General features: G+C 60.2%; 16 protein-coding genes. 7 read left to right on the top strand and 9 right to left on the bottom strand.

Annotated features, from left to right (window positions below; all coding sequences use genetic code 11):
• The first annotated feature begins 6 nt into the window (after window positions 1-6).
• Both parC and KBP52_RS15960 read left to right on the top strand, forming a co-directional pair.
• A complete protein-coding gene (parC, locus tag KBP52_RS15965; RefSeq protein ID WP_077570581.1) occupies window positions 7-2,271 on the top strand; it encodes a DNA topoisomerase IV subunit A in 2,265 nt (754 codons plus the stop codon).
• Window positions 2,272-2,448: 177 nt separating this feature from the next.
• Window positions 2,449-3,159 carry an ABC-type transport auxiliary lipoprotein family protein gene (locus KBP52_RS15960; RefSeq protein WP_077570583.1) on the top strand — a complete coding sequence of 237 codons (711 nt, stop codon included), beginning with the start codon at window positions 2,449-2,451 and terminating at the stop codon, window positions 3,157-3,159.
• A 677-nt stretch (window positions 3,160-3,836) separates the two neighbouring features.
• Here KBP52_RS15960 and KBP52_RS15955 read toward each other — a convergent pair.
• The gene (locus KBP52_RS15955) at window positions 3,837-5,342 is read right to left on the bottom strand and encodes an AhpA/YtjB family protein (RefSeq protein WP_007915782.1); all 1,506 of its coding nucleotides are present in this window, start codon (window positions 5,340-5,342) and stop codon (window positions 3,837-3,839) included.
• A gap of 134 nt (window positions 5,343-5,476) precedes the next feature.
• Here KBP52_RS15955 and serB point away from each other — a divergent pair, with 134 nt between their 5' ends.
• Window positions 5,477-6,691: a phosphoserine phosphatase SerB gene (serB, locus tag KBP52_RS15950; protein ID WP_008079219.1), complete on the top strand. Its 1,215-nt coding sequence runs from the start codon at window positions 5,477-5,479 to the stop codon at window positions 6,689-6,691.
• Window positions 6,692-6,810: 119 nt separating this feature from the next.
• Here the strand turns inward: serB and KBP52_RS15945 are convergent, their stop codons facing one another.
• A complete protein-coding gene (locus KBP52_RS15945; protein ID WP_212620526.1) occupies window positions 6,811-8,565 on the bottom strand; it encodes a molecular chaperone in 1,755 nt (584 codons plus the stop codon).
• Window positions 8,566-8,785: 220 nt separating this feature from the next.
• Here KBP52_RS15945 and KBP52_RS15940 point away from each other — a divergent pair, with 220 nt between their 5' ends.
• Window positions 8,786-9,187: a hypothetical protein gene (locus KBP52_RS15940; RefSeq protein WP_016985694.1), complete on the top strand. Its 402-nt coding sequence runs from the start codon at window positions 8,786-8,788 to the stop codon at window positions 9,185-9,187.
• A 67-nt stretch (window positions 9,188-9,254) separates the two neighbouring features.
• On the opposite strand, the gene asd is transcribed toward KBP52_RS15940, so the two are convergent.
• From asd to KBP52_RS15925, 3 genes are read right to left on the bottom strand one after another with little or no spacing between them, the layout of a single operon-like run.
• Window positions 9,255-10,115 (bottom strand): archaetidylserine decarboxylase, encoded by an 861-nt coding sequence (gene asd, locus KBP52_RS15935; RefSeq protein ID WP_141127346.1) that lies wholly within the window; start codon window positions 10,113-10,115, stop codon window positions 9,255-9,257.
• 9 nt (window positions 10,116-10,124) lie between these two features.
• Window positions 10,125-10,949 carry a thiosulfate sulfurtransferase gene (gene rhdA / locus KBP52_RS15930; RefSeq protein ID WP_137217702.1) on the bottom strand — a complete coding sequence of 275 codons (825 nt, stop codon included), beginning with the start codon at window positions 10,947-10,949 and terminating at the stop codon, window positions 10,125-10,127.
• 42 nt (window positions 10,950-10,991) lie between these two features.
• Window positions 10,992-12,530 carry an HDOD domain-containing protein gene (locus KBP52_RS15925; RefSeq protein WP_212620525.1) on the bottom strand — a complete coding sequence of 513 codons (1,539 nt, stop codon included), beginning with the start codon at window positions 12,528-12,530 and terminating at the stop codon, window positions 10,992-10,994.
• Window positions 12,531-12,696: 166 nt separating this feature from the next.
• Here KBP52_RS15925 and motA point away from each other — a divergent pair, with 166 nt between their 5' ends.
• The 3 genes from motA (at window position 12,697) to KBP52_RS15910 (ending at window position 15,883) form a co-directional block, all read left to right on the top strand.
• The gene (motA, locus tag KBP52_RS15920) at window positions 12,697-13,548 is read left to right on the top strand and encodes a flagellar motor stator protein MotA (protein WP_007952169.1); all 852 of its coding nucleotides are present in this window, start codon (window positions 12,697-12,699) and stop codon (window positions 13,546-13,548) included.
• A gap of 3 nt (window positions 13,549-13,551) precedes the next feature.
• The gene (gene motB / locus KBP52_RS15915) at window positions 13,552-14,628 is read left to right on the top strand and encodes a flagellar motor protein MotB (RefSeq protein ID WP_212620524.1); all 1,077 of its coding nucleotides are present in this window, start codon (window positions 13,552-13,554) and stop codon (window positions 14,626-14,628) included.
• 91 nt (window positions 14,629-14,719) lie between these two features.
• Window positions 14,720-15,883, top strand: a complete 1,164-nt coding sequence (locus KBP52_RS15910) for a sterol desaturase family protein (protein WP_212620523.1) — start codon at window positions 14,720-14,722, stop codon at window positions 15,881-15,883.
• Between the two features lie 43 nt (window positions 15,884-15,926).
• On the opposite strand, the gene KBP52_RS15905 is transcribed toward KBP52_RS15910, so the two are convergent.
• The 4 genes from KBP52_RS15905 to rsgA all read right to left on the bottom strand — a co-directional run bounded on the left by KBP52_RS15905 (window position 15,927) and on the right by rsgA (window position 19,025).
• The gene (locus KBP52_RS15905; RefSeq protein WP_093430168.1) at window positions 15,927-16,412 is read right to left on the bottom strand and encodes a toll/interleukin-1 receptor domain-containing protein; all 486 of its coding nucleotides are present in this window, start codon (window positions 16,410-16,412) and stop codon (window positions 15,927-15,929) included.
• Complete coding sequence (locus KBP52_RS15900; protein ID WP_212620522.1) at window positions 16,412-17,371, bottom strand: caspase family protein; 960 nt, start codon at window positions 17,369-17,371, stop codon at window positions 16,412-16,414. The genes KBP52_RS15905 and KBP52_RS15900 overlap by 1 nt, the downstream gene beginning before the upstream one ends.
• Window positions 17,372-17,373: 2 nt before the next feature.
• Window positions 17,374-17,781, bottom strand: coding sequence for a TIR domain-containing protein (locus KBP52_RS15895; RefSeq protein WP_077570603.1), 408 nt, complete (start codon window positions 17,779-17,781; stop codon window positions 17,374-17,376).
• Window positions 17,782-17,993: 212 nt separating this feature from the next.
• The gene (rsgA, locus tag KBP52_RS15890; RefSeq protein WP_034151654.1) at window positions 17,994-19,025 is read right to left on the bottom strand and encodes a small ribosomal subunit biogenesis GTPase RsgA; all 1,032 of its coding nucleotides are present in this window, start codon (window positions 19,023-19,025) and stop codon (window positions 17,994-17,996) included.
• Between the last annotated feature and the right edge of the window lie 19 nt (window positions 19,026-19,044).

Below are 19,044 nucleotides of genomic sequence, written 5' to 3'. Positions count from 1 at the left end.
GCCTGCATGAGCAACCCCCTTGATCTCAGCCTGGACGGTGTAGAACGCCGCTCGTTGGCCGACTTCACCGAAAGTGCCTACCTCAACTACTCCATGTACGTGATCATGGACCGTGCCTTGCCGCATATCGGCGACGGCCTGAAACCAGTACAGCGTCGCATTATTTATGCGATGAGCGAGTTGGGCCTGGACGCCGATTCCAAACACAAGAAATCGGCGCGTACCGTCGGTGACGTGCTCGGTAAGTTCCACCCGCACGGTGACTCGGCTTGCTACGAAGCGATGGTGCTGATGGCCCAGCCGTTCAGCTATCGCTACACGCTGGTCGACGGCCAGGGCAACTGGGGTGCGCCGGATGATCCGAAGTCCTTCGCCGCCATGCGTTACACCGAAGCACGCTTGTCGCGTTATTCCGAAGTACTGCTCAGTGAACTGGGCCAAGGCACTGCCGACTGGGGCCCGAACTTCGACGGCACCTTGCAGGAGCCGCTGGTGCTGCCAGCGCGTCTGCCGAACATTCTGCTCAACGGCACCACCGGCATCGCCGTGGGCATGGCCACCGATGTGCCGCCGCACAACCTGCGCGAAGTCGCCACCGCTTGCGTGCGTCTGCTCGATGAGCCGAAAGCCACGGTTGAACAACTCTGCGAACACATTCAGGGCCCGGATTATCCGACCGAAGCGGAAATCATCACGCCGCGCGCCGACCTGCTGAAAATGTACGAAACCGGCAAGGGTTCGGTGCGCATGCGCGCCGTGTACCACGTCGAGGACGGCGACATTATCGTCACCGCGCTGCCGCATCAGGTGTCCGGTGCCAAGGTGCTGGAGCAGATCGCTGCGCTGATGCAGGCGAAACCGTCGAAAGCGCCGCAGATCGCTGACCTGCGTGACGAATCCGACCACGAAAACCCGTGCCGCATCGTCATCATCCCGGTCAACAGCCGCGTCGATCACGAAGCGCTGATGCAGCACCTGTTCGCCAGCACCGAGCTGGAGTCGACCTACCGGGTCAACGTCAACATCATCGGTCTGGACGGCAAGCCGCAGCTGAAAAATCTGCGTGCCTTGCTGGTTGAATGGCTGGAATTCCGCGTGCAGACCGTGCGTCGCCGCCTGCAATTCCGCCTCGACAAGGTCGAGCGTCGCCTGCACCTGTTGGACGGTTTGTTGATCGCTTACCTCAACCTCGATGAAGTGATCCACATCATTCGTACCGAGGAGCACCCGAAAGCCAAGCTGATCGAGCGTTTCGCCCTCAGCGAGATTCAGGCCGACTACATCCTCGACACGCGTCTGCGTCAGTTGGCGCGACTGGAAGAGATGAAGCTGCGCGACGAGCAGGACGAACTGCTCAAGGAACAAGCCAAGCTGCAAGCCCTGCTGGGCAGCGAAGCCAAGCTGAAGAAGCTGGTGCGCACCGAGCTGATCAAGGATGCCGAAACCTATGGCGACGACCGTCGTTCGCCAATCGTCGAGCGCAGCGAAGCCAAAGCGCTGACCGAACACGATCTGCTGCCGAACGAGAAAGTTACCGTCGTCCTATCGGAAAAAGGCTGGATCCGTTCGGCCAAAGGTCACGAGATCGACGCGACCGGCCTGTCGTACAAGGCGGGCGACGGCTTCAAGACCTCGGCGGCGGGGCGCTCCAACCAGTCTGCCGTGGTGATTGACTCCACCGGCCGCAGCTATTCGGTTGCTGCGCATACGCTGCCGTCGGCACGTGGTCAGGGCGAACCGTTGACCGGTCGTCTGACGCCGCCGCCGGGAGCGACCTTCGAATGCGTGCTGATGCCGGAAGACGACGCGTTGTACGTGATCGCCTCCGACGCCGGTTACGGTTTCGTGGTGAAGGGCGAAGACCTGCAAGCCAAGAACAAGGCTGGTAAAGCCCTGTTGAGCCTGCCGAACAACGCCAAAGTGATCGCGCCGCGCCCAGTGGCTGATCGTGAGCACAACTGGTTGGCCTCGGTCACGACCGAAGGTCGCCTGCTGATCTTCAAAATCAGCGATCTGCCACAATTAGGGAAGGGCAAAGGCAACAAGATCATCGGTATTCCCGGTGAACGTGTGGCCAGTCGCGAAGAATATGTCACGGACATCGCCGTCATTCCGGAAGGCGCCACCTTGGTGCTGCAGGCCGGAAAACGCACACTGTCGCTGAAGGCCGACGACCTTGAACACTACAAAGGTGAACGTGGACGTCGTGGCAACAAACTTCCAAGGGGCTTCCAGCGGGTCGATGCGCTGCTCGTCGAAAACCTCAATTAGGCGTCCTAGAGAGCTCGGTCCACGATTTAACGCGTAGATCGACGCTTTGGCGCTGGAGTCGGAACGCATATTCACGGATGATATGCCCTTTCCAAGCGCCGGCGTGGCCGAGCGTTCTTCATATTTATTGAGTATTTTCACTGTGGTCAGCCTTGTGGCGGCCACCTGGACGGGATGATGACTGCTCTGCGCCCCCTTATTTTCCTGCTCGCCGGCGTTCTTGGCCTGGCGGGTTGCAGCGTTCACCAGCCGGTGTCGCTGTATCAACTGGACAGCGGAAGTCCGGTTCAGCCTGCGCAAAGCGCTGGCATGGCGGTTTTGTTGGGCCCGGTAGTCGTAGCCGATTACCTGCAACGTGAGACATTGCTGCAACGTCAACCGGACGGCAGTCTGCAAGCGGCGACCGACGGTCGTTGGGCTGGCAGCCTTTCGTCGGATATTGATCAGTTGCTGATGCGTCAGGTGGCGGGTCACCTGGACAGCCAACGTGTGGTGCTGGCACCGGCCACCGGTGGGTTCACCCCGGATGTGCAGGTATTGCTGACTATCACGCGTCTGGACTCCGGCGCGAAACAGCCGGCGATTCTTGATGCGCAGTGGCGCTTGATTGATCGCCGTGGTCAGGTGCGTGATAACCGCATCGTGCATCTGCAGGAGCTGCATGCCGGCAGCACGGCTTCGCAGGTGCAGGCGCAGGGCATTTTGCTGCAGCGTCTGGCCGAGCAATTGTCGGTAGCGCTGAAGCCTTTGGCCAATCAGCCGCCGGTGGCCGAGGCACCACGTAAATCGGCACCGAAACCGGCCGCGCCGGCAGCGGAAGCCGAGAAGCAGCCGAAAATACCGATGGCATCGCCGATTCGTACCGATATGGAAGTGTTCCGCTTCTAAGCTGGAACGAGTCAGAACAGAGCCCGCCTTGTGCGGGCTTTGTTGTGTCTGGGGTTTGGCAGGCAAGATCAAAAGCCCCTCACCCCAGCCCTCTCCCAGAGGGAGAGGGAGCCGACCGTGGTGTCTGGAGTTATACATCGACCTGAAAGAGCTTGGCGATTATGGATTCGGTAGAGCAGGGACTGACCGAGGGGGCTGGCTATACATCGACCTGAAAGATCTTGGCGATTATGGATTCGGTAGAGCAGGGACTAACCGAGGGGGCTGGCGCTATACATCGACCTGAAAGAGATTGGCGATTATGGATTCGGTAGAGCAGGGACTGACCGAGGTGTCTGGCGCTATACATCGACCTGAAAGAGATTGGCGATTATGGATTCGGTAGAGCAGGGATTGACCGAGGGGTCTGGCGCTATACATCGACCTGAAAGATCCTGGCGATTATGGATTCGGTTGAGCAGGGGCGGACCGAGGCGTCTGCGTCATGCGTCGACCTGAAAGAGCTTGGCGATTCTGGATTCACAGCAGGGCGCTCAAGTCGGTGTAGCTCTCCAATATCCCCCAATCAGTCCCCTCTCCCTCGGGGAGAGGGCTAGGGTGAGGGGCTTTTCAGTCATCCACAAAAAAGCCCGCAGACAATCACTCATCTGCGGGCTTCTGTGTTTCTGACTTAAGGCCTACGCCCGACGCTCATGCATCCGCGCCAGTTGCCGCTCAAGCATCGACGGATAAGGCTCCATCAACCGCTCCACGCAGCAAGCACCCTCAGGGCTGGCAATCGGGCGGATCCGCGCACGCTGGCGGATCAGCGCATCGTCACTGATCTTGCGCTCAACCAGCAGCAGGTTGCGGCTGTGCTGCGACAGGGCCAGTGCATCCTGCGCCGAATCGGTCAGCAGCAGATCAATCTGACTCAGACCGAACAACTCATCGCCCAAAGTCAGGCCCAATTGCAGTTGCAGGGTGATGCCACTGTCTGCGACTTCAATCTGCAACTGATGACCCAGCGCCCGCAGCAGTTCGCCGCAGCAGATCGCATTGGTCAGGTAATCGTCGCCGCTGTCTTCGGTGTGGAACAGCATCAGCGTGCTGCCGTCGTTCAGCGTTTCGATTTCGCCCTGATACAACGAAGCGGCCTGATCGAGGCAGTCGCGATAGCGTTCCTGCAATTCTTCCAGGCGTGCCCGTGGCAAGCGGCGCAGTTGCTCCTGCGAGCCCAGTTGCACGGCCAGCACGGCGGTGTGCTGCGGCACGCTTGGCGACGGTTGGCGGACGACAGGTTGCGGCGCGCCATTGAGCGACTCGTCGCGCAGGTCGGCGAATGCGTCATCGTCATCATCGTCTTCGACGGTGCTGACCAGATGTCGCGGCGCCGGCTTCTGCGCGGCCATCGGACGGGTTTCGTCGAAACTCGGATCACGCAAGTTGCGCACCTCGAATTCCGGCTCGTCTTCTTCGTCCTCGAATTCCGGCTCCGGTTCAGGTGCAGGCTCCGGCGCGTAGTTGGCGTGCAGCTGACGCGCCAGATCGCCGATTTCATCCTGACGATCGATGCCCGGTGTGTGTTCGTCGATGCGGCGCAACCAGACGCGCAATTGCAGCAGCGGCGTCGACAGATAACGGCCCATGCGCAGGCTCAGGGCCAGCGACAGCGCCAACAGGATTCCGCTGAGAATGCCCATGCTTTGCAGGCTGATGGTCATCGGCTGCTGGAACTGATCCATGTCCAGGCTGATGCGCAGTTGCCCGGCGGTCACGTCCTGGAAGGTGATCTTGCTCTCGTACATGCCTTCGGCTTCGCCCAGCAGGCTGTGCTTGGGCCGCTGACCGGACTCGGCGAGGATGCGGTTATCCACGCTGTAGATCGCCGCGTGGGCCACCAGTTTGTTCTTGGTCAGGTTGTTGAGCAGCACGTTGAGGCTGAGGATGTCGTTGGACACCAACAGCTCGGTGGCAGAGGTCGCGGTCTGCGTGGTCAGGCTTTCGCCCAGCGCATCGGCCTGCTGGTGCATGGCCTGCTTGAATTGCAAACCCATCACGCCGGCATAGATCACCAGGGCCAGAGCGACCAGGATCACGTTATGGCTGGCAATGCGCAATGCAATCGGTACACGGCGGTGGCGCAGTGCACGGAAGATCAGCAGGAAGAAGTTATCGGTTTTAACTGGCGTGGGCCGGTTCACTGAGCTCGGCTCTTTTGTCCGTGAAGTTGACGCGCAGTATAGCGACAGGCCCTAGACCGGCAAAGCGCTCGCGGTGCCCGATGGTCACTGAAAGTGGGTAGAATGCGGTTTTTTTCCAGTTGCGGGGGTGCGCGTTGCGCGAAATCGTCCTGATTAACATCACGGGAGTCGACCGTCCGGGTCTGACGGCAGCCATTACCGGTGTTCTGGCACAGGGTGGTGTGAACATTCTCGACATCGGTCAGGCGGTGATCCACGACACCCTGTCGTTCGGCATCCTCGTGGAAATTCCCGATTCGGAGCAGGGGAAATCCGTGCTCAAGGACATCCTGTTCAAGGGCTACGAGCTCGACCAGCAGGTGCGCTTCACTCCGGTGTCCGAAGAGGATTACCAGCAGTGGGTGGGCAATCAGGGCAAGAAGCGCCACATCGTCACCCTGCTGACACGCAAAGTGACCGCCGGCCAATTGCAGGCCGTTAGCTCGATCACCGCCAAATACGGTTTGAATATCGACCATATCGACCGTCTGTCGGGTCGCATGCCGCTGGACACGCCGGCCGATAAAGGCAAAGGCTGTATCGAGTTTTCCGTACGTGGCGAAGCTGCCGATCCGCAGGCGCTACGTGCCGAATTCCTCAGCGTTGCCCAAGAGCTGAACGTCGACATCGCCTTCCAGGAAGATTCGTTGTTCCGTCGTAATCGTCGTCTGGCGGTGTTCGACATGGACTCGACCCTGATTGAGGCCGAAGTCATCGACGAACTGGCCAAGGCTGCCGGTGTGGGCGAACAGGTATCTGAAATCACCGAACGCGCCATGGCCGGTGAGCTGGATTTCCGCGCCAGTTTCAAAGAGCGTCTGGCCTTGCTCAAAGGCCTCGACGTCAGCGTACTCGACTCGATCGGCGCTTCGCTGCGTCTGACCGAAGGCGCCGAAACGCTGTTCGCCGAGCTCAAGCGTCTGGGCTACAAGACCGCGATCCTCTCCGGCGGCTTCACCTATTTCGCCAAGCAATTGCAGGCCAAACTCGGCATCGACTATGTGTTCGCCAACGAACTGGAAGTGGTCGACGGCAAGTGCACCGGCGTAGCAATCGAGCCGATCGTCGATGCGCAGCGCAAGGCTGATCTGTTGAAGGAACTCGCGCACAAGGAAGGTTTGCGTCTGGAGCAGACCATCGCGGTCGGCGACGGCGCGAATGACCTGCCAATGCTGGCGATTGCCGGTTTGGGCGTGGCATTCCGTGCCAAGCCGTTGGTGAAGCAGTCGGCGAAGCAGGCGATTTCCACCCTAGGGCTGGATGGCGTGTTGTATCTGCTGGGTTTCCGGGATCGTGACGGGCAGCTCTGAGATCTCTATCGCCTGACTTGGCCTCTTCGCGAGCAGGCTCGCTCCCACATTTGAAATGCATTCCAATGTGGGAGCGGGCCTGCTCGCGAAGGTAACGCCGCCGATCCATCGGCGGGTACTTAAAGCGACTTCCACAGCGAATCAAAATCTTCCTCGCTCCCGCCATTCTGCGCGGCCTCCAGCGAGCGATAGGCAAACTGATTGAAACTGTGCGTACTCGCCACCCGGCGATCCAGCCCGGCGCGGTGCTCCTCGCCCAGGGTGTTGATCATCACCTTGTTGCCTTCCTGAAACGGCAATCGCGGCGCCAGCAAGGTTGCCGGCACATCGATTGCACTGATCTCCGGCAACAATAATCCGCGCAGATACTGACTGTGATCGTCCCGCGAGCGCACCAGTTGCAAACCGCAGGGCTGCGCATGTGGCGCCACCAGTTCAATGCCCATTTGCGTGCCGCCACCGCGCACCTGACGGATCCAGCGGATCACCGCAATGCTCCAGCCCAGACTGACACTGTCGTGTATTCCGAGCATTTCTCCGGCCTGCAGTTCGGCGGGCACTTCCTCTGGCCATGCCAGGCAATAACCGCCGGGGCTGTGGTTGATCACCGGCAGGGCATGGGTCGGGTAATGGGGTGTGCTGTCGGTGCCGCTTTCATCCTCGAGCAAATGGTCGTACTGAATTTCCTCGTAGGGCAAAAACTCATCAGCCTTGCTCTGCGGTGCTGCATCGAATGCCTGACTCCAACTGTCCTTTTCACCTTCCGCGACGGCACGGCTGAAATTCGCCGAGCGCGCACCGGGATGCTTGAGCAGTTCGCTGAAACTGCGCTCGCCGCCGAGGTAGAAGTGCAGGGCGCTCATGCCGACGCACACGGTCAGATTGCCTTGGCCGACCGTGCGTTGAAAGCTGCGTTCGGCAGCCTGACCCCAGGCTGCATGCAGGTGCTGCAGGGTATCGAAGCTCAGCCCGGCCGGGACGGGCAGCGGCGTTGACGTGTCCTGATGCAGCAAATGCGCTTCGATGACATTCACCAGCGGCTGTGGATCGAAGCCGAGCAATCCGGGCTTTTGTTCGCTGCGAAACATGTTGCGGTAGCGGGGGCCTGTATCCAGTTCTGAGCTGATTGCCAACAGGCCAGCGCCCGGGCTTGCGGGATGCAGTTTGAGCAATGCACTCCACGGCTCCAGCACTTCGGCGAGCCGGGCGATCTGGTTCTGGCGCAGTTGATTGCAGCGCGCACTGCCCAGGAGCAGGGCGGCGATGTAGGTCTGTTCAAGGCTCAACTCCGTGGTCAGGCTGGCCAGATCGTCATGCACGCGCCGCTGTTGCAGCTGCAACTCACACGCTGTGCGATAGAGCTGATGCAATTCAAACCACAGATGCTCCGGCGGTGAGCTGTACAGCTGGGTGGCGCGAACCAGTTGCCCCTTCAACGCATGTGTCGCCCGTTGCAAAGCCAGGCCGACCAGCGCTGCACGATCCTTGCTGTACTTCGGTGCAATGCGTAGCACGATCTGTTTGTAGCCGATCGCCAAATGACTTTGCAGGGCCTGACACAGATTGCTGATCTTGCGCGAACGCTCGTCGAGCATGATCGCCTGATGCAGGAAATGTCGCTCCAGATGCTGGCAGACGAAATACACCTCGGGGCGTATCAGCTCCAGCAGGTTGAGGCGGTTATCGCTGGGCGTGAGCAACAGGTTGAGTTCGCCCAAGGCTTGATAAAGCAGGCGGGCGGTTTCGCCGATGTTGGCCTTGGGCAGGTCGGCAATCCAGCGCTTGAGGTCACGCGGAGTCGCTTCGCAAAACGACAGGCGCGTTTGCGACGGAGTTGGCGCGCTCAGGAAGGCTTGGGGGCGAGACTCACTCATGCCGTAAATGGCTCCGGCGGCGAAATGGGCAATGCCCAAAACTCTAGCAGCTGTGGCTTGTTTCGCCGGATGGCGTCAGGTTTTTTGACCGCTGGTCTGCTGGCCGGATGCCATTTCACAAGCCCTACTAGTCTCTCAGGCGTGCGATCGGAAACGCACGGTTGCACGGCCTGCCGTCAACCTCGGGCAGGTCTCCCGAAACTTCAAGGAGATGAGGTTCATGTCTAAATACGCAGTGGCAAATCAATGGGGTGGCAGTTCGGCGCCGTGGCATCCGGGTGGAACCTGGGTGTTGGGTGGGCGGGACAACCAGAATGTCGTCGCTATCGACATCAAGTCGCACGATGACGGCAAAACGTTCACCGGCACCATGACCTACGCCGGGGAAGGTCCCATTGGCTTCAAAGCGCAACGCACCGGTCAGAACCAGTACAACGTCGAGAATCAGTGGGGTGGCAATGATGCCCCATGGCATCCGGGCGGCAAGTGGGTGATTGGCGGCCGGGACAATCAGAACGTTATCGCGTTGAGCGTCACGTCCAGTGACGGAGGGAAAAACCTCAGTGGCACCAATACCTATGTCAACGAAGGCCCGATCGGCTTCCGTGGGCAGATAGAGTAACGGCACCACCGAGTCGTATCCGCCCTTTCGCAGACGTGCGAACGGGCGGATCAGTGGCTCACAGCATTCAGGCGTTTGGCAGCGCCAGGCCTTGGCCCATCTGCACTGGCGAACCCGCCGCCAGTTCTTCAGCCCATTTAACCTGATCCGGCCCGAACAGCACGATCGCCGTCGAACCCAGCTTGAAGCGACCCAGTTCAGCACCTTTCTCCAAGTGGATCGGCGCACGGGCGGCTTCGTCGTAGCGGAAGGTTTTCAGTTCGCGCTTTGGCGGGGTGACCAGACCGGCCCATACGGTTTCGATCGAAGCGACAATCATCGCGCCTACCAGTACAACGGCCATCGGCCCGCGCTCGGTGTCGAATATGCACGCCACGCGCTCGTTGCGGGCGAACAGCTCCGGGACATTTTCTGCGGTGGTCTGGTTGACCGAGAAGATCCGGCCCGGGATGTAGACCATTTCGCGCAGGGTGCCGGCCAGCGGCATGTGCACGCGGTGGTAGTCCTTCGGCGACAGGTAGATGGTGGCGAAGTCGCCGCCCATGAACGGCGCTGCGTTGGCCGCATCACCGCCGAGCAGTTCCAGCACGCTGAAGCTGTGGCCCTTGGCCTGGAACACTCGACCGTGCTCGATCGGGCCGAGCTGGCTGACCGCACCGTCGGCCGGGCTGAGGATCGCGCCCGGGGTTTCGTCCAGTGGCCGCGCGCCGTCTTTCAGGGCACGGGTGAAGAAGGCGTTGAAGTGTTCGTAAGCGGTCAGGTCTTCGACCAGCGCTTGCGACATGTCCACCTGATAGCGCTTGGCGAACCATTGGGTGAAGGCATTCTTGAACCAGCGCACGCGGCATTCGGCAATGCAGCCGGCCAGGCGCGACAGCAGGTGATGAGGCAGCAGGTACTGGCTGAGGATAAACAGACGCTCTTTCATTAGTTGTCCTTAAAAACCTTGAATCTCGACAGGCGTGTCAGGGTGGTTACCCCATTCGCCCCAGGAACCGGCGTAGCCCTTGACCCGCGGATAACCGAGGGACTTGGCCACCAGATAAGTGAAGCCCGACCGGTGATGGGTCTGGCAGTGGGTAATGATTTCTTTGTCCTTGGTGATCCCGAGGTCTTCGAGGATCTGCGGCATGTCCGTACGGATGCGCAGCTGACGCGCCTTGTCCATGCCGGCAGTCCATTCGAAATTGACCGCGCCCGGAATATGTCCGGCCTTGGCGGCCAGGACTTTCTCGCCGGAGTACTCCAGCGGACCGCGCGCATCCCAGATCGCCAGATCGGCAGCACCGAGACGGCTTTGCAAGTATTCGCGGGTGGCAGTCGGCTCGTCGTGCAAAGTCAGCGCAATCGGGCCGCCAGCCGCTGGTGGTACCTGGATCGACATCGGCATGCCATCTGCCAGCCACGCCGGCAGACCACCGTCTATATAGTGGTATTTGTCGTGACCGATGACGTCGAGCAGCCAGATGAAACGTCCGGCCCAGCCGCCGCCTTCGTCGTCATAGACCACGTAGACCGCGTCTTTGCGATGGCCCAGCTCACCGAACAACGCCTCCAGATCAGCTTTGGCCGGCAGCAGGCCCGGCGCCGGCGGCTGGCCGAGCTGGGTGCGTTTCGGGTCGACAAAGCGTGCGCCGGGCAGATGACCTTCGGTGTAGCGGGCAGCGCTGGTCAGATCCACCAGAATCAGTTCAGGGGAATCGAGGCGCGGGAGCAGGTCGCTCGGCTCGATGACGAGCGGCAAGCCAGAGAAGTCAGACATGTGAGGTCTCCAGGGCACAAAGGGGAGGATTGTAGCGCAGCCTCATCGGCCACGGCTGCTAAAGCTGTGCAGGGCTTTCTCGATGCACTGCGCGGTTTTGCCAAAGGCTTGCACGGTGATGTCGGCGAACGGCCCGCCGCCCTGATCGGCAACCACAATCATGATCACCCGGCCGTTATTCACCAGTGAACGCAGGAACAGATGCTCGCCGCGAAACAGCGTGCGCAGGCTCGGTGGCAGCAGGGCGGAGAATTGTGCGTTGTTGTCCGGGGTAATCCGCACTTGCGCTTGTTGTGCCAACAGCCGTTGCAGCACGCTGCTCTGGCTGACGACAAAATTCAGCGCCGCCGCTTCTTTCGGCAGCCCGGCGGTTTGATTCACGCGCAGATTCGACTGCGTGCGGTCGGCCATCAGGATCATCACCCGGCGCATGCCGCTGGCGACCAGCGCATCGCGAGCGGCGACGGTCAGGCTCATCGCATTGGTGAAGCGGCTCGGTTCGGCGAGCAGTTCGGCGCATTGGCGGCGCCATTGGCCAAGGTCTTCAGCGCTCGGCGCAGCGGCCGGCAACATACCCGCCGGCAAACGGTGCGTGCCCCATGGCCACAGTAGCGAAACCGCCGGGTGCCACAGATCGGGCATTGCATGCTGGCGTGCACTGTTGGCAGCCTGCTGGTGCAGTTGTTGCTGCACTTCGTCCATCGGGATTTGCAGGTAAAGGCTGGTCAGGTACTGCCAGCGTTCGCTGTGCGGACTGTCCCAGGCTTGTTGTGCCGACAGCGCCAGACCGTTGGCCAGCAGCACGGTGTTGGCTGGCTGATTGAGCCAGCGGCGCAGGGTCGGGTCATCGTCGAGGCGATTCTGCTGTCGCAGTGGGTGTTCGCTGTCACGGGCGATGCGCAGGACTTTCACCAGTTCGCGCTGTTCACTGAGCAGCAATTTATAACCCTGCTGCACCCAGATCGGCAGATGCCAGGTTTGCACCAGCGCTTCTGCGATTTTCAGCAGGCGTACACCAAACAATTGTTTTTCGACTACGCGGGCTGACTCACCCTTGTGGATAACCCGCAGCTCCCATTCTTCGAGCAATTGCGGATACGTCAGCGCCAATGGCCACAGCGGCGACAGAAACAGCAGGCTGCCCCAGTGAATGTCCTGCCACAGCCGCGCCAGGCGACTGGCGAAAAAACCGTTGGCCTGTTGCGTCGCGTGCTGGCTGATCATTTGCAGTTGGCGCAGGGCCTTGGGGACTTGCATCTGCGGCTCGGCGGGCAACCGCGCCAGCAGTTCTTCTGTGCGCGCAAGGCCGAGGCGATTGATCGCCACCTCAAGATTTTCCGCCGGTGCGGCCATTGTGCCGTGGGTGTGACGATTCGCCTCACGGATAATGCTCAAGGCCAATGCCGGGCTGTCCTGCATCAGGTCGGCGATGTCACGCAACGAGCTGCGGTTATCACGAATCGCCCGACAAACCTTGTCGTGAGACTCTTGCGGCACGGGCAGTCGCACGCCATCGAGCAGCTTTACCCAGCCGTCGAGGGTGGTCGGTTTTGCGTGTGGGACGTTCGTTTCATTAGCCATGTCTGGAGGTGATCTTCACTGACTGTAGACGCGCCCGGCATGGGCTAAATTGGCTTTTCGCCTGAACTGGCTATAGTCTGGCGCAGTTTTGCCGATAAGTAGAAGAAGAGATTTTTTAACTTCCGAATATGACCTTGAACCCGACTTAAATAAGTACTTTCTACCTATGGCTAAAATTATCGGCATCATCGTCGTATTCGCGAGCGTGCTCGGCGGATACGTGCTCTCCCACGGCAAGATTGCCGCCCTGATCCAGCCTTTCGAGGTGATGATCATCGGTGGTGCGGCACTCGGTGCATTCCTGCAGGCCAACCCCGGCTACATGACGATGCACGTGCTCAAGAAATCCCTGAGCATGTTCAGTTCGCGCTTCAGCCACACGTTCTATCTGGAAGTGCTCGGGCTGATCTACGAGATCCTCAACAAGAGCCGCCGCGAAGGCATGATGGCTATCGAAGGCGACATCGAAGATGCTGCCGCGAGCCCGATCTTCGCCAAGTACCCGGCCGTGCTCAAAGACGAACGCATGACCGCGTTCATCTGCGATTACCTGCGCATCATGTCGTCCGGCAACATGGCCCCGCACGAGCTGGAAGGCTTGTTCGACATGGAGCTGTACAGCCTTAAAGAAGACCTCGAGCATCCATCCCACGCGGTGAACGGTATCGCCGACGCCATGCCGGGTTTCGGTATCGTTGCGGCGGTACTCGGTATCGTGGTGACCATGGCCTCGCTGGGTGAAGGCGATCAGAAGTCCATCGGTCTGCACGTGGGTGCGGCACTGGTCGGTACCTTCTTCGGTATTCTCGCGGCGTACGGTTTCTTCGGCCCGCTGGCGCATTCCCTGGCCCACGATGCCAAGGAAGAGCTGAACGTCTACGAAGCCATCAAGGCCTCGCTGGTCGCTTCGGCTTCCGGCATGCCACCGTCGCTGGCGGTCGAGTTCGGTCGCAAGGTGCTGTACCCGGCCCACCGTCCAAGCTTTGCCGAGCTGGAACAAGCTGTTCGCGGTCGCTAAGTCATGGAAAATAATCAGCCGATTATCATCAAGCGCGTCAAGCGCATAGCCGGCGGGCATCACGGCGGGGCGTGGAAAATCGCCTTCGCCGACTTCGCCACGGCGATGATGGCGTTCTTCCTGGTGTTGTGGCTGCTGTCCACCGCCACGCCGGAGCAGAAGATCGCCATCGCCGGTTACTTCAAAGACCCGGTCGGCTTTTCCGAAAGCGGTACGCCGTACATCATTGACCTGGGCGGTACGCCGACTCTGGCGCCGGAAAACACCCTCAACCCGGAAGTGAAGTCGCAACCGCAGCCTGACAAGGTCACGGTCGACACCGAGCAGGTTGAAGGCATGGCCGAGCAGGTCGAGAAGGAGCGTCTGGAACTGCTCCTGCAAGAACTGCAGAACAAGGTCGACGAGAACCCGCAACTGCAGAAGTTCAAGGACCAGATCCTCTTCGAGATCACCCCGAACGGCTTGCGTATCCAGATCATGGACGCCGAGAACCGGCCGATGTTCGACTCGGGTTCTGCACGCCTGAAACCGTACTTCGAAGACATCCTGCTGGCCATGGCCGACACCATCAAAGCGGTGCCGAACAAGATCAGCATCAGCGGCCACACCGACGCCAAGCCGTACACCGGCACCGGTGATTTCGGTAACTGGGAATTGTCGGCCAACCGTGCCAACGCTGCGCGTCGTGCCTTGATCGCCGGTAGCTATCCGGATGCGCAAGTGGCGCGGGTCGTCGGTTATGCCTCGTCGGCGCTGTTCGACAAGGAAAACCCGTTCAACCCGGTCAACCGCCGCATCGACATTGTGGTGCTGACCAAGAAAGCCCAGGCGGCCATTGAAGGTGCGCAAGGTGCGGATCCGGCGAAACCGGCGGATCAAGGTCAGAACGGCGCCGCTCCGGCAGCGCCGGTTGACCCGAATGCACTGCCGGCGGATCAGCAACCGGTGCCTGCGCACGAACTGCGCGAACGCCTGAACCTGTTCGACGACGCCGCACCGAAACCGGCTGAACCGGGGAGCGCGGCGCCTGCCTCCGCTACTCCGCCAGCCACTGCCCCGGCCCCCGCGCCGAAGCAGTGATCCACAAAAAGCCACGGTCACCGTGGCTTTTTTGTATCTGCCTGCGTCGCAATGACCAGTCGCAGTTTTCGCAATCACGGAAGATCAGTTAATGGAAAGACTCAAAGCCTATTTTCAACGGCATGGCAACGCACCCTTCAAATTTGGCGAGGGGCGGGTCAGTGGCTATATTTCCGCCACCCTCGGGCTGTTGAGCCTGCTGGCGGTGTTCTGCTTTCTGTTTCCCGAATGGCTGACCACGGCCGAACTGCGCAAAGTCTATGACGAGCAGTTCGCGCGCACCACGCTGTTGCTCGGTCTGGTGCTGTCGTTCAGCCTCGGCACCCTGAATATCCTGCTCAACAAACGCAAACGTCTGGGGATTACCGGATTGGTGGCGTCGGGGCTGGCGGTATTCCTTGGTGGCACCAATGTCCAGGTCAGTTCGATCGGACAGACACCTTATTCGCTGGGGCTGGACTGGTTTGTCCTGGCACTGCTGGTGTCGGCGATCGTGTTCATTCCTCTGGAAAAGCTCTACTCCAAAAATCCCGAGCAAAACATCCTGCGCCCGCACTGGCGCACCGACCTGACCTACTTTTTCGTCAGCCACATGCTGGTGCAGTTCATCCTGATCTTCATCACCGCCTCTTCGAGTTACATCGCCGGTTGGGCGATGTCGCCGAGTTTGCAAGCCAGCGTGCAAAGCCTGCCGCTCGTTGTGCAGTTTCTGTTGGCGATTCTGGTCGCCGATCTCGGCCAATACTGGCTGCACCGGCTCTATCACGTGGTGCCATTTCTGTGGCGCCTCCACGCGGTGCATCACTCCAGCACACACATGGACTGGCTCGCGGGTTCGCGCGTGCACTTTATCGAAATCCTGCTGACCCGCACCGGCGTGCTGGTGCCTCTGATGTTGTTGGGCTTCGCGCCTCAGGCACTCAACGCCTACGTGATTCTGGTCGGCGTACAGGCAGTACTGGCCCACGCCAACGTGCGGATCAACGGCGGCTGGCTGAACTATCTGGTCGTGCTGCCGCGTTACCACCATTGGCACCACGCCCGGCACAAGGATTACATCTACAAGAACTACGCGATCCACACGCCACTGGTGGACATGCTGTTCGGCACGTTCAAATTGCCGCCCAAAGAATGGCCGGTGCGTTATGGCGTGTTTGGCAAGGAATTGCCGGGCGGGATTGTGCGTCAGCATCTGTATGCGTTTCAGAAACCTGAGCCGAAAATGGTCGTGCCAAAACCGCCCGCCAGCGTTTGAGGCAAAAAAAAGCCGCGAGATGATCGCGGCTTTTTTACGTCTGTCAGAACCCGCGCCGAATCCGGTTCTTCAGTTGTTCGTGGAAAATCTCGGCGTTGCGCTTATAGGTACCGCTAAAGGATTCATTGCTCGAATCCAGCGTCATCGAGCGTTTGTTCGACACTTCCTCGCGATACGCGTCGATAAAGAAATTCAGATCACTGTCCGTGCTCAGCTTCGGCCACTTGTCCAGATACAACGGCAGCTCCGTCGGCCCGGTCTTGAACGAACAGATCCGGCGGTTGCTGATAGTCGCCTCACCAATTTCGAACGGCACCCACCACGACAACGCGGTCTTCTCCGACACCACCGCCAGCAAGTGCGTGCACTCGGTGATGTTGCGGGTGATGACGCCGGTGATGTCATCGGTGGTTTGCGATTCAGGATCCAGCACGTCGAGGTAGGTTTTGATGTTGGCCTGAATCAGGCGGCTGTTGATGGCGATGGCGTGGGCGCGATCCATGTGGCGGTAGCTGATGAAGACAGGCATCAGAAGTGTCCTTTGAGGGCGAGTTCGCGGTAGTAGGCGCCGAGCGCGGTGAGGCGGCAGCCGGTGGAGTGGATGGCGGCGTAATACATGTGTTCGGCGTCCACCGGTTCGACCAGGCTGTGGCGGTTGCACATTTGCAATTGTTTGAAGATGTCGCCGTGATCGGAATCGAACGAGGGTTCTGTGGGCTCGTAACTTGGATCGAGCCTGAAGACGAAACTCGGCTCGGGGAACCAGTCCTTGAGTTTGCGCAGGGTTTCTTCGGCGATCAGCGGCGCGACCTCGCGTAGCGGCACAAACTGCGAGACATTGGTCTTGAATACCGGACGCTGTTCCCAGGCTCCCAGTGCATTGTCGACAAAAGAGTAAACGCTACCGGGGGTGACCTTGCCGAGTACGTTGGCAGCGCCACCATGCAGCGCTTGCAGCAACAGATCCGTGAATACACCGTGACCGCGGCTTTCCAGGGCGTACTGTTCTTTTTTGCAGGCGGTGAGAATGGTCACGCCTTCGCCGATCACACTGCTGCCACCGCGCAGGTTGCGCAAGGCGCCTGCTGCACCGGCCTGGCAGCAATCGAGAATGATGATTTTATTCTTGATGTGCGGGGCCTTGTCCGCCCATTCCAGAATGTCGCTGATACGGATACCGTCTCCGCCAGGCTGATAGTCCTGGGGAATCAGTAGTCCTTCGTCGATGCTGGTGTCGAACTGCCCATGACCGGCGAAGTACAGCAGTGCCACGTCACAGTCGCCTGAGAACAGGCTCTGGATCTGTTGTTTCATGTATTTGAGCGTGAGTTGTTCTTCGGCCGACGTCAGCACTTTGCTGCTGAAGTTCGGGCGCCCGTTGGCGTGACGTTCCAGCACCGAAGCCATGGCCATTGCGTCGTTGTTACAACCGCTCAATGGCGAGACGTAGTCGTAGTGGTTGATGCCGATAAACAGTCCCTTACGCATGGTTACACCGCCGTATGCAAGCGAATCGCGCTAACGATGCTGTTGGTGTTCCATGCGCATTCGGCGTTCGCGGCGTTGCGAACGACCGTGGAAATACGCTCGGCGCCGAACGGTTTGATCGCGATGATCACCTTGCCCATGCGCTTGGCGATCTCGATTTCCTTGTTGATCCACTTGCTGTAAGTCGAGTACATGCCAGCCATGATCAGCACTGCCGAGCAAGGACGGATCTTGTTCTCGATGGCTTCTTCGAGCTGCCTGTCGGTCTGCGCGCCCATGATCGGGTTATGTGGCGGCACGGAAAAATTCTTGAAACTGAAATCCGGTTTCGCGCCGAGCAGACGGACCAGATTGTCGTGGGCGTGGGAGTAGTTCCACGAGTGGCTGATGAACAGGTGATAGGTCTGCATGGGGTTCCTCGAGGGTCGCGAAGGTGCGAAGGAGGACCCCAATCTAGGCATCTGGAGCTTGCCTACAAGGGTTGGGCGGTGAAAGAGAAATGTCCTGCAAGCAGGCGTGTGCGGGTCTGTCAGAAAAGTCTGATGTTTGGCAGAGTCGGGGGTTTGTCAGGCGCGGTCCGACATCCGGCAGCCCTCGGGCGAGGTGCTGCCGGTGCAGATGTTTAGTAGCCGTTTTCCGGCAGGCTGGCGATGATCGAGCGGTAGCTGTTCATGCGCTGCTGCTGCACGCGGCCATCTTCCAGCGCCTTGAGCAACGCACAGCCCGGCTCACGGTCGTGCTTGCAGTCGCGGAAGCGGCAGGTGCCGAGCAGGTCATCGAACTCGATGAAACCGGCTTCAACGTCGGCGCGGCTGACGTGGCCCAGGCCGAATTCACGGATACCCGGGGAGTCGATCAACTCGCCACCGCCGGGGAAGTGGAACAGGCGCGCAGTAGTCGTCGTGTGCGTGCCCTGGCCCGACAGCTCGGACAACGGCCCGACGCGGGTTTCAACCTCAGGCAGCAGGCTGTTGACCAGCGACGACTTACCGACGCCGGACTGGCCGACGAATACGCTGATGCGGCCGTCGAGCTGCTGTTGCAGTTGTTCCATGCCGTTGCCGTGGTGCGCCGACACTTCCAGTACCGGATAGCCGAGGGTGCGATAAACCGCCAGCAGGGCATTGAGCGCCGGGGCGTTCTGCTCGTCGATCAGGTCGAACTTGTTCAGCAGCAGCAGCGGACGGATGCCGGCGTGTTCGGCAGCAACCAGATAACGGTCGATCAGGTTGGCGTGAGGCTCGGGCAGCGGTGCGAAGACGATGACGATCATGTCGACGTTGGCGGCTACCGGTTTGAGCTGGCCACGGCTGTCCGGGCGGCACAGTTCGGTGGTACGCGGCAGTTGCGCGACGATCACACCAATGCCCTGATTGCCGGCACGCCAGACGACGGTGTCGCCGGTTACCAGCGCGGGCAGGTTGGCGCGCAAGTGGCAGCGGAAGACCTGGCCGGCCTGATCACCGTCAACAGCTTCGACCTCGACCTGTACACCGAAGTGGGCGATCACCAGACCTGTTTGTTCCGGGCCCAGATCGCCGCCCTCAAGGGCTTCGACAGCCGAGGACTCGCGTTTGGCGGCGCGTGCGGCGCGCTCGCCCTGAATCTTTTCGATGCGCCAGTTTTGACGACGATTGAGTTGGCGTTTGGCCATGGGTGTTCCGTCTGAAGAA

The organism is Pseudomonas sp. SCA2728.1_7 (assembly GCF_018138145.1).
Taxonomy (GTDB): domain Bacteria; phylum Pseudomonadota; class Gammaproteobacteria; order Pseudomonadales; family Pseudomonadaceae; genus Aquipseudomonas; species Aquipseudomonas koreensis_A.
This window is presented reverse-complemented; position numbering and strand designations above follow the sequence as displayed.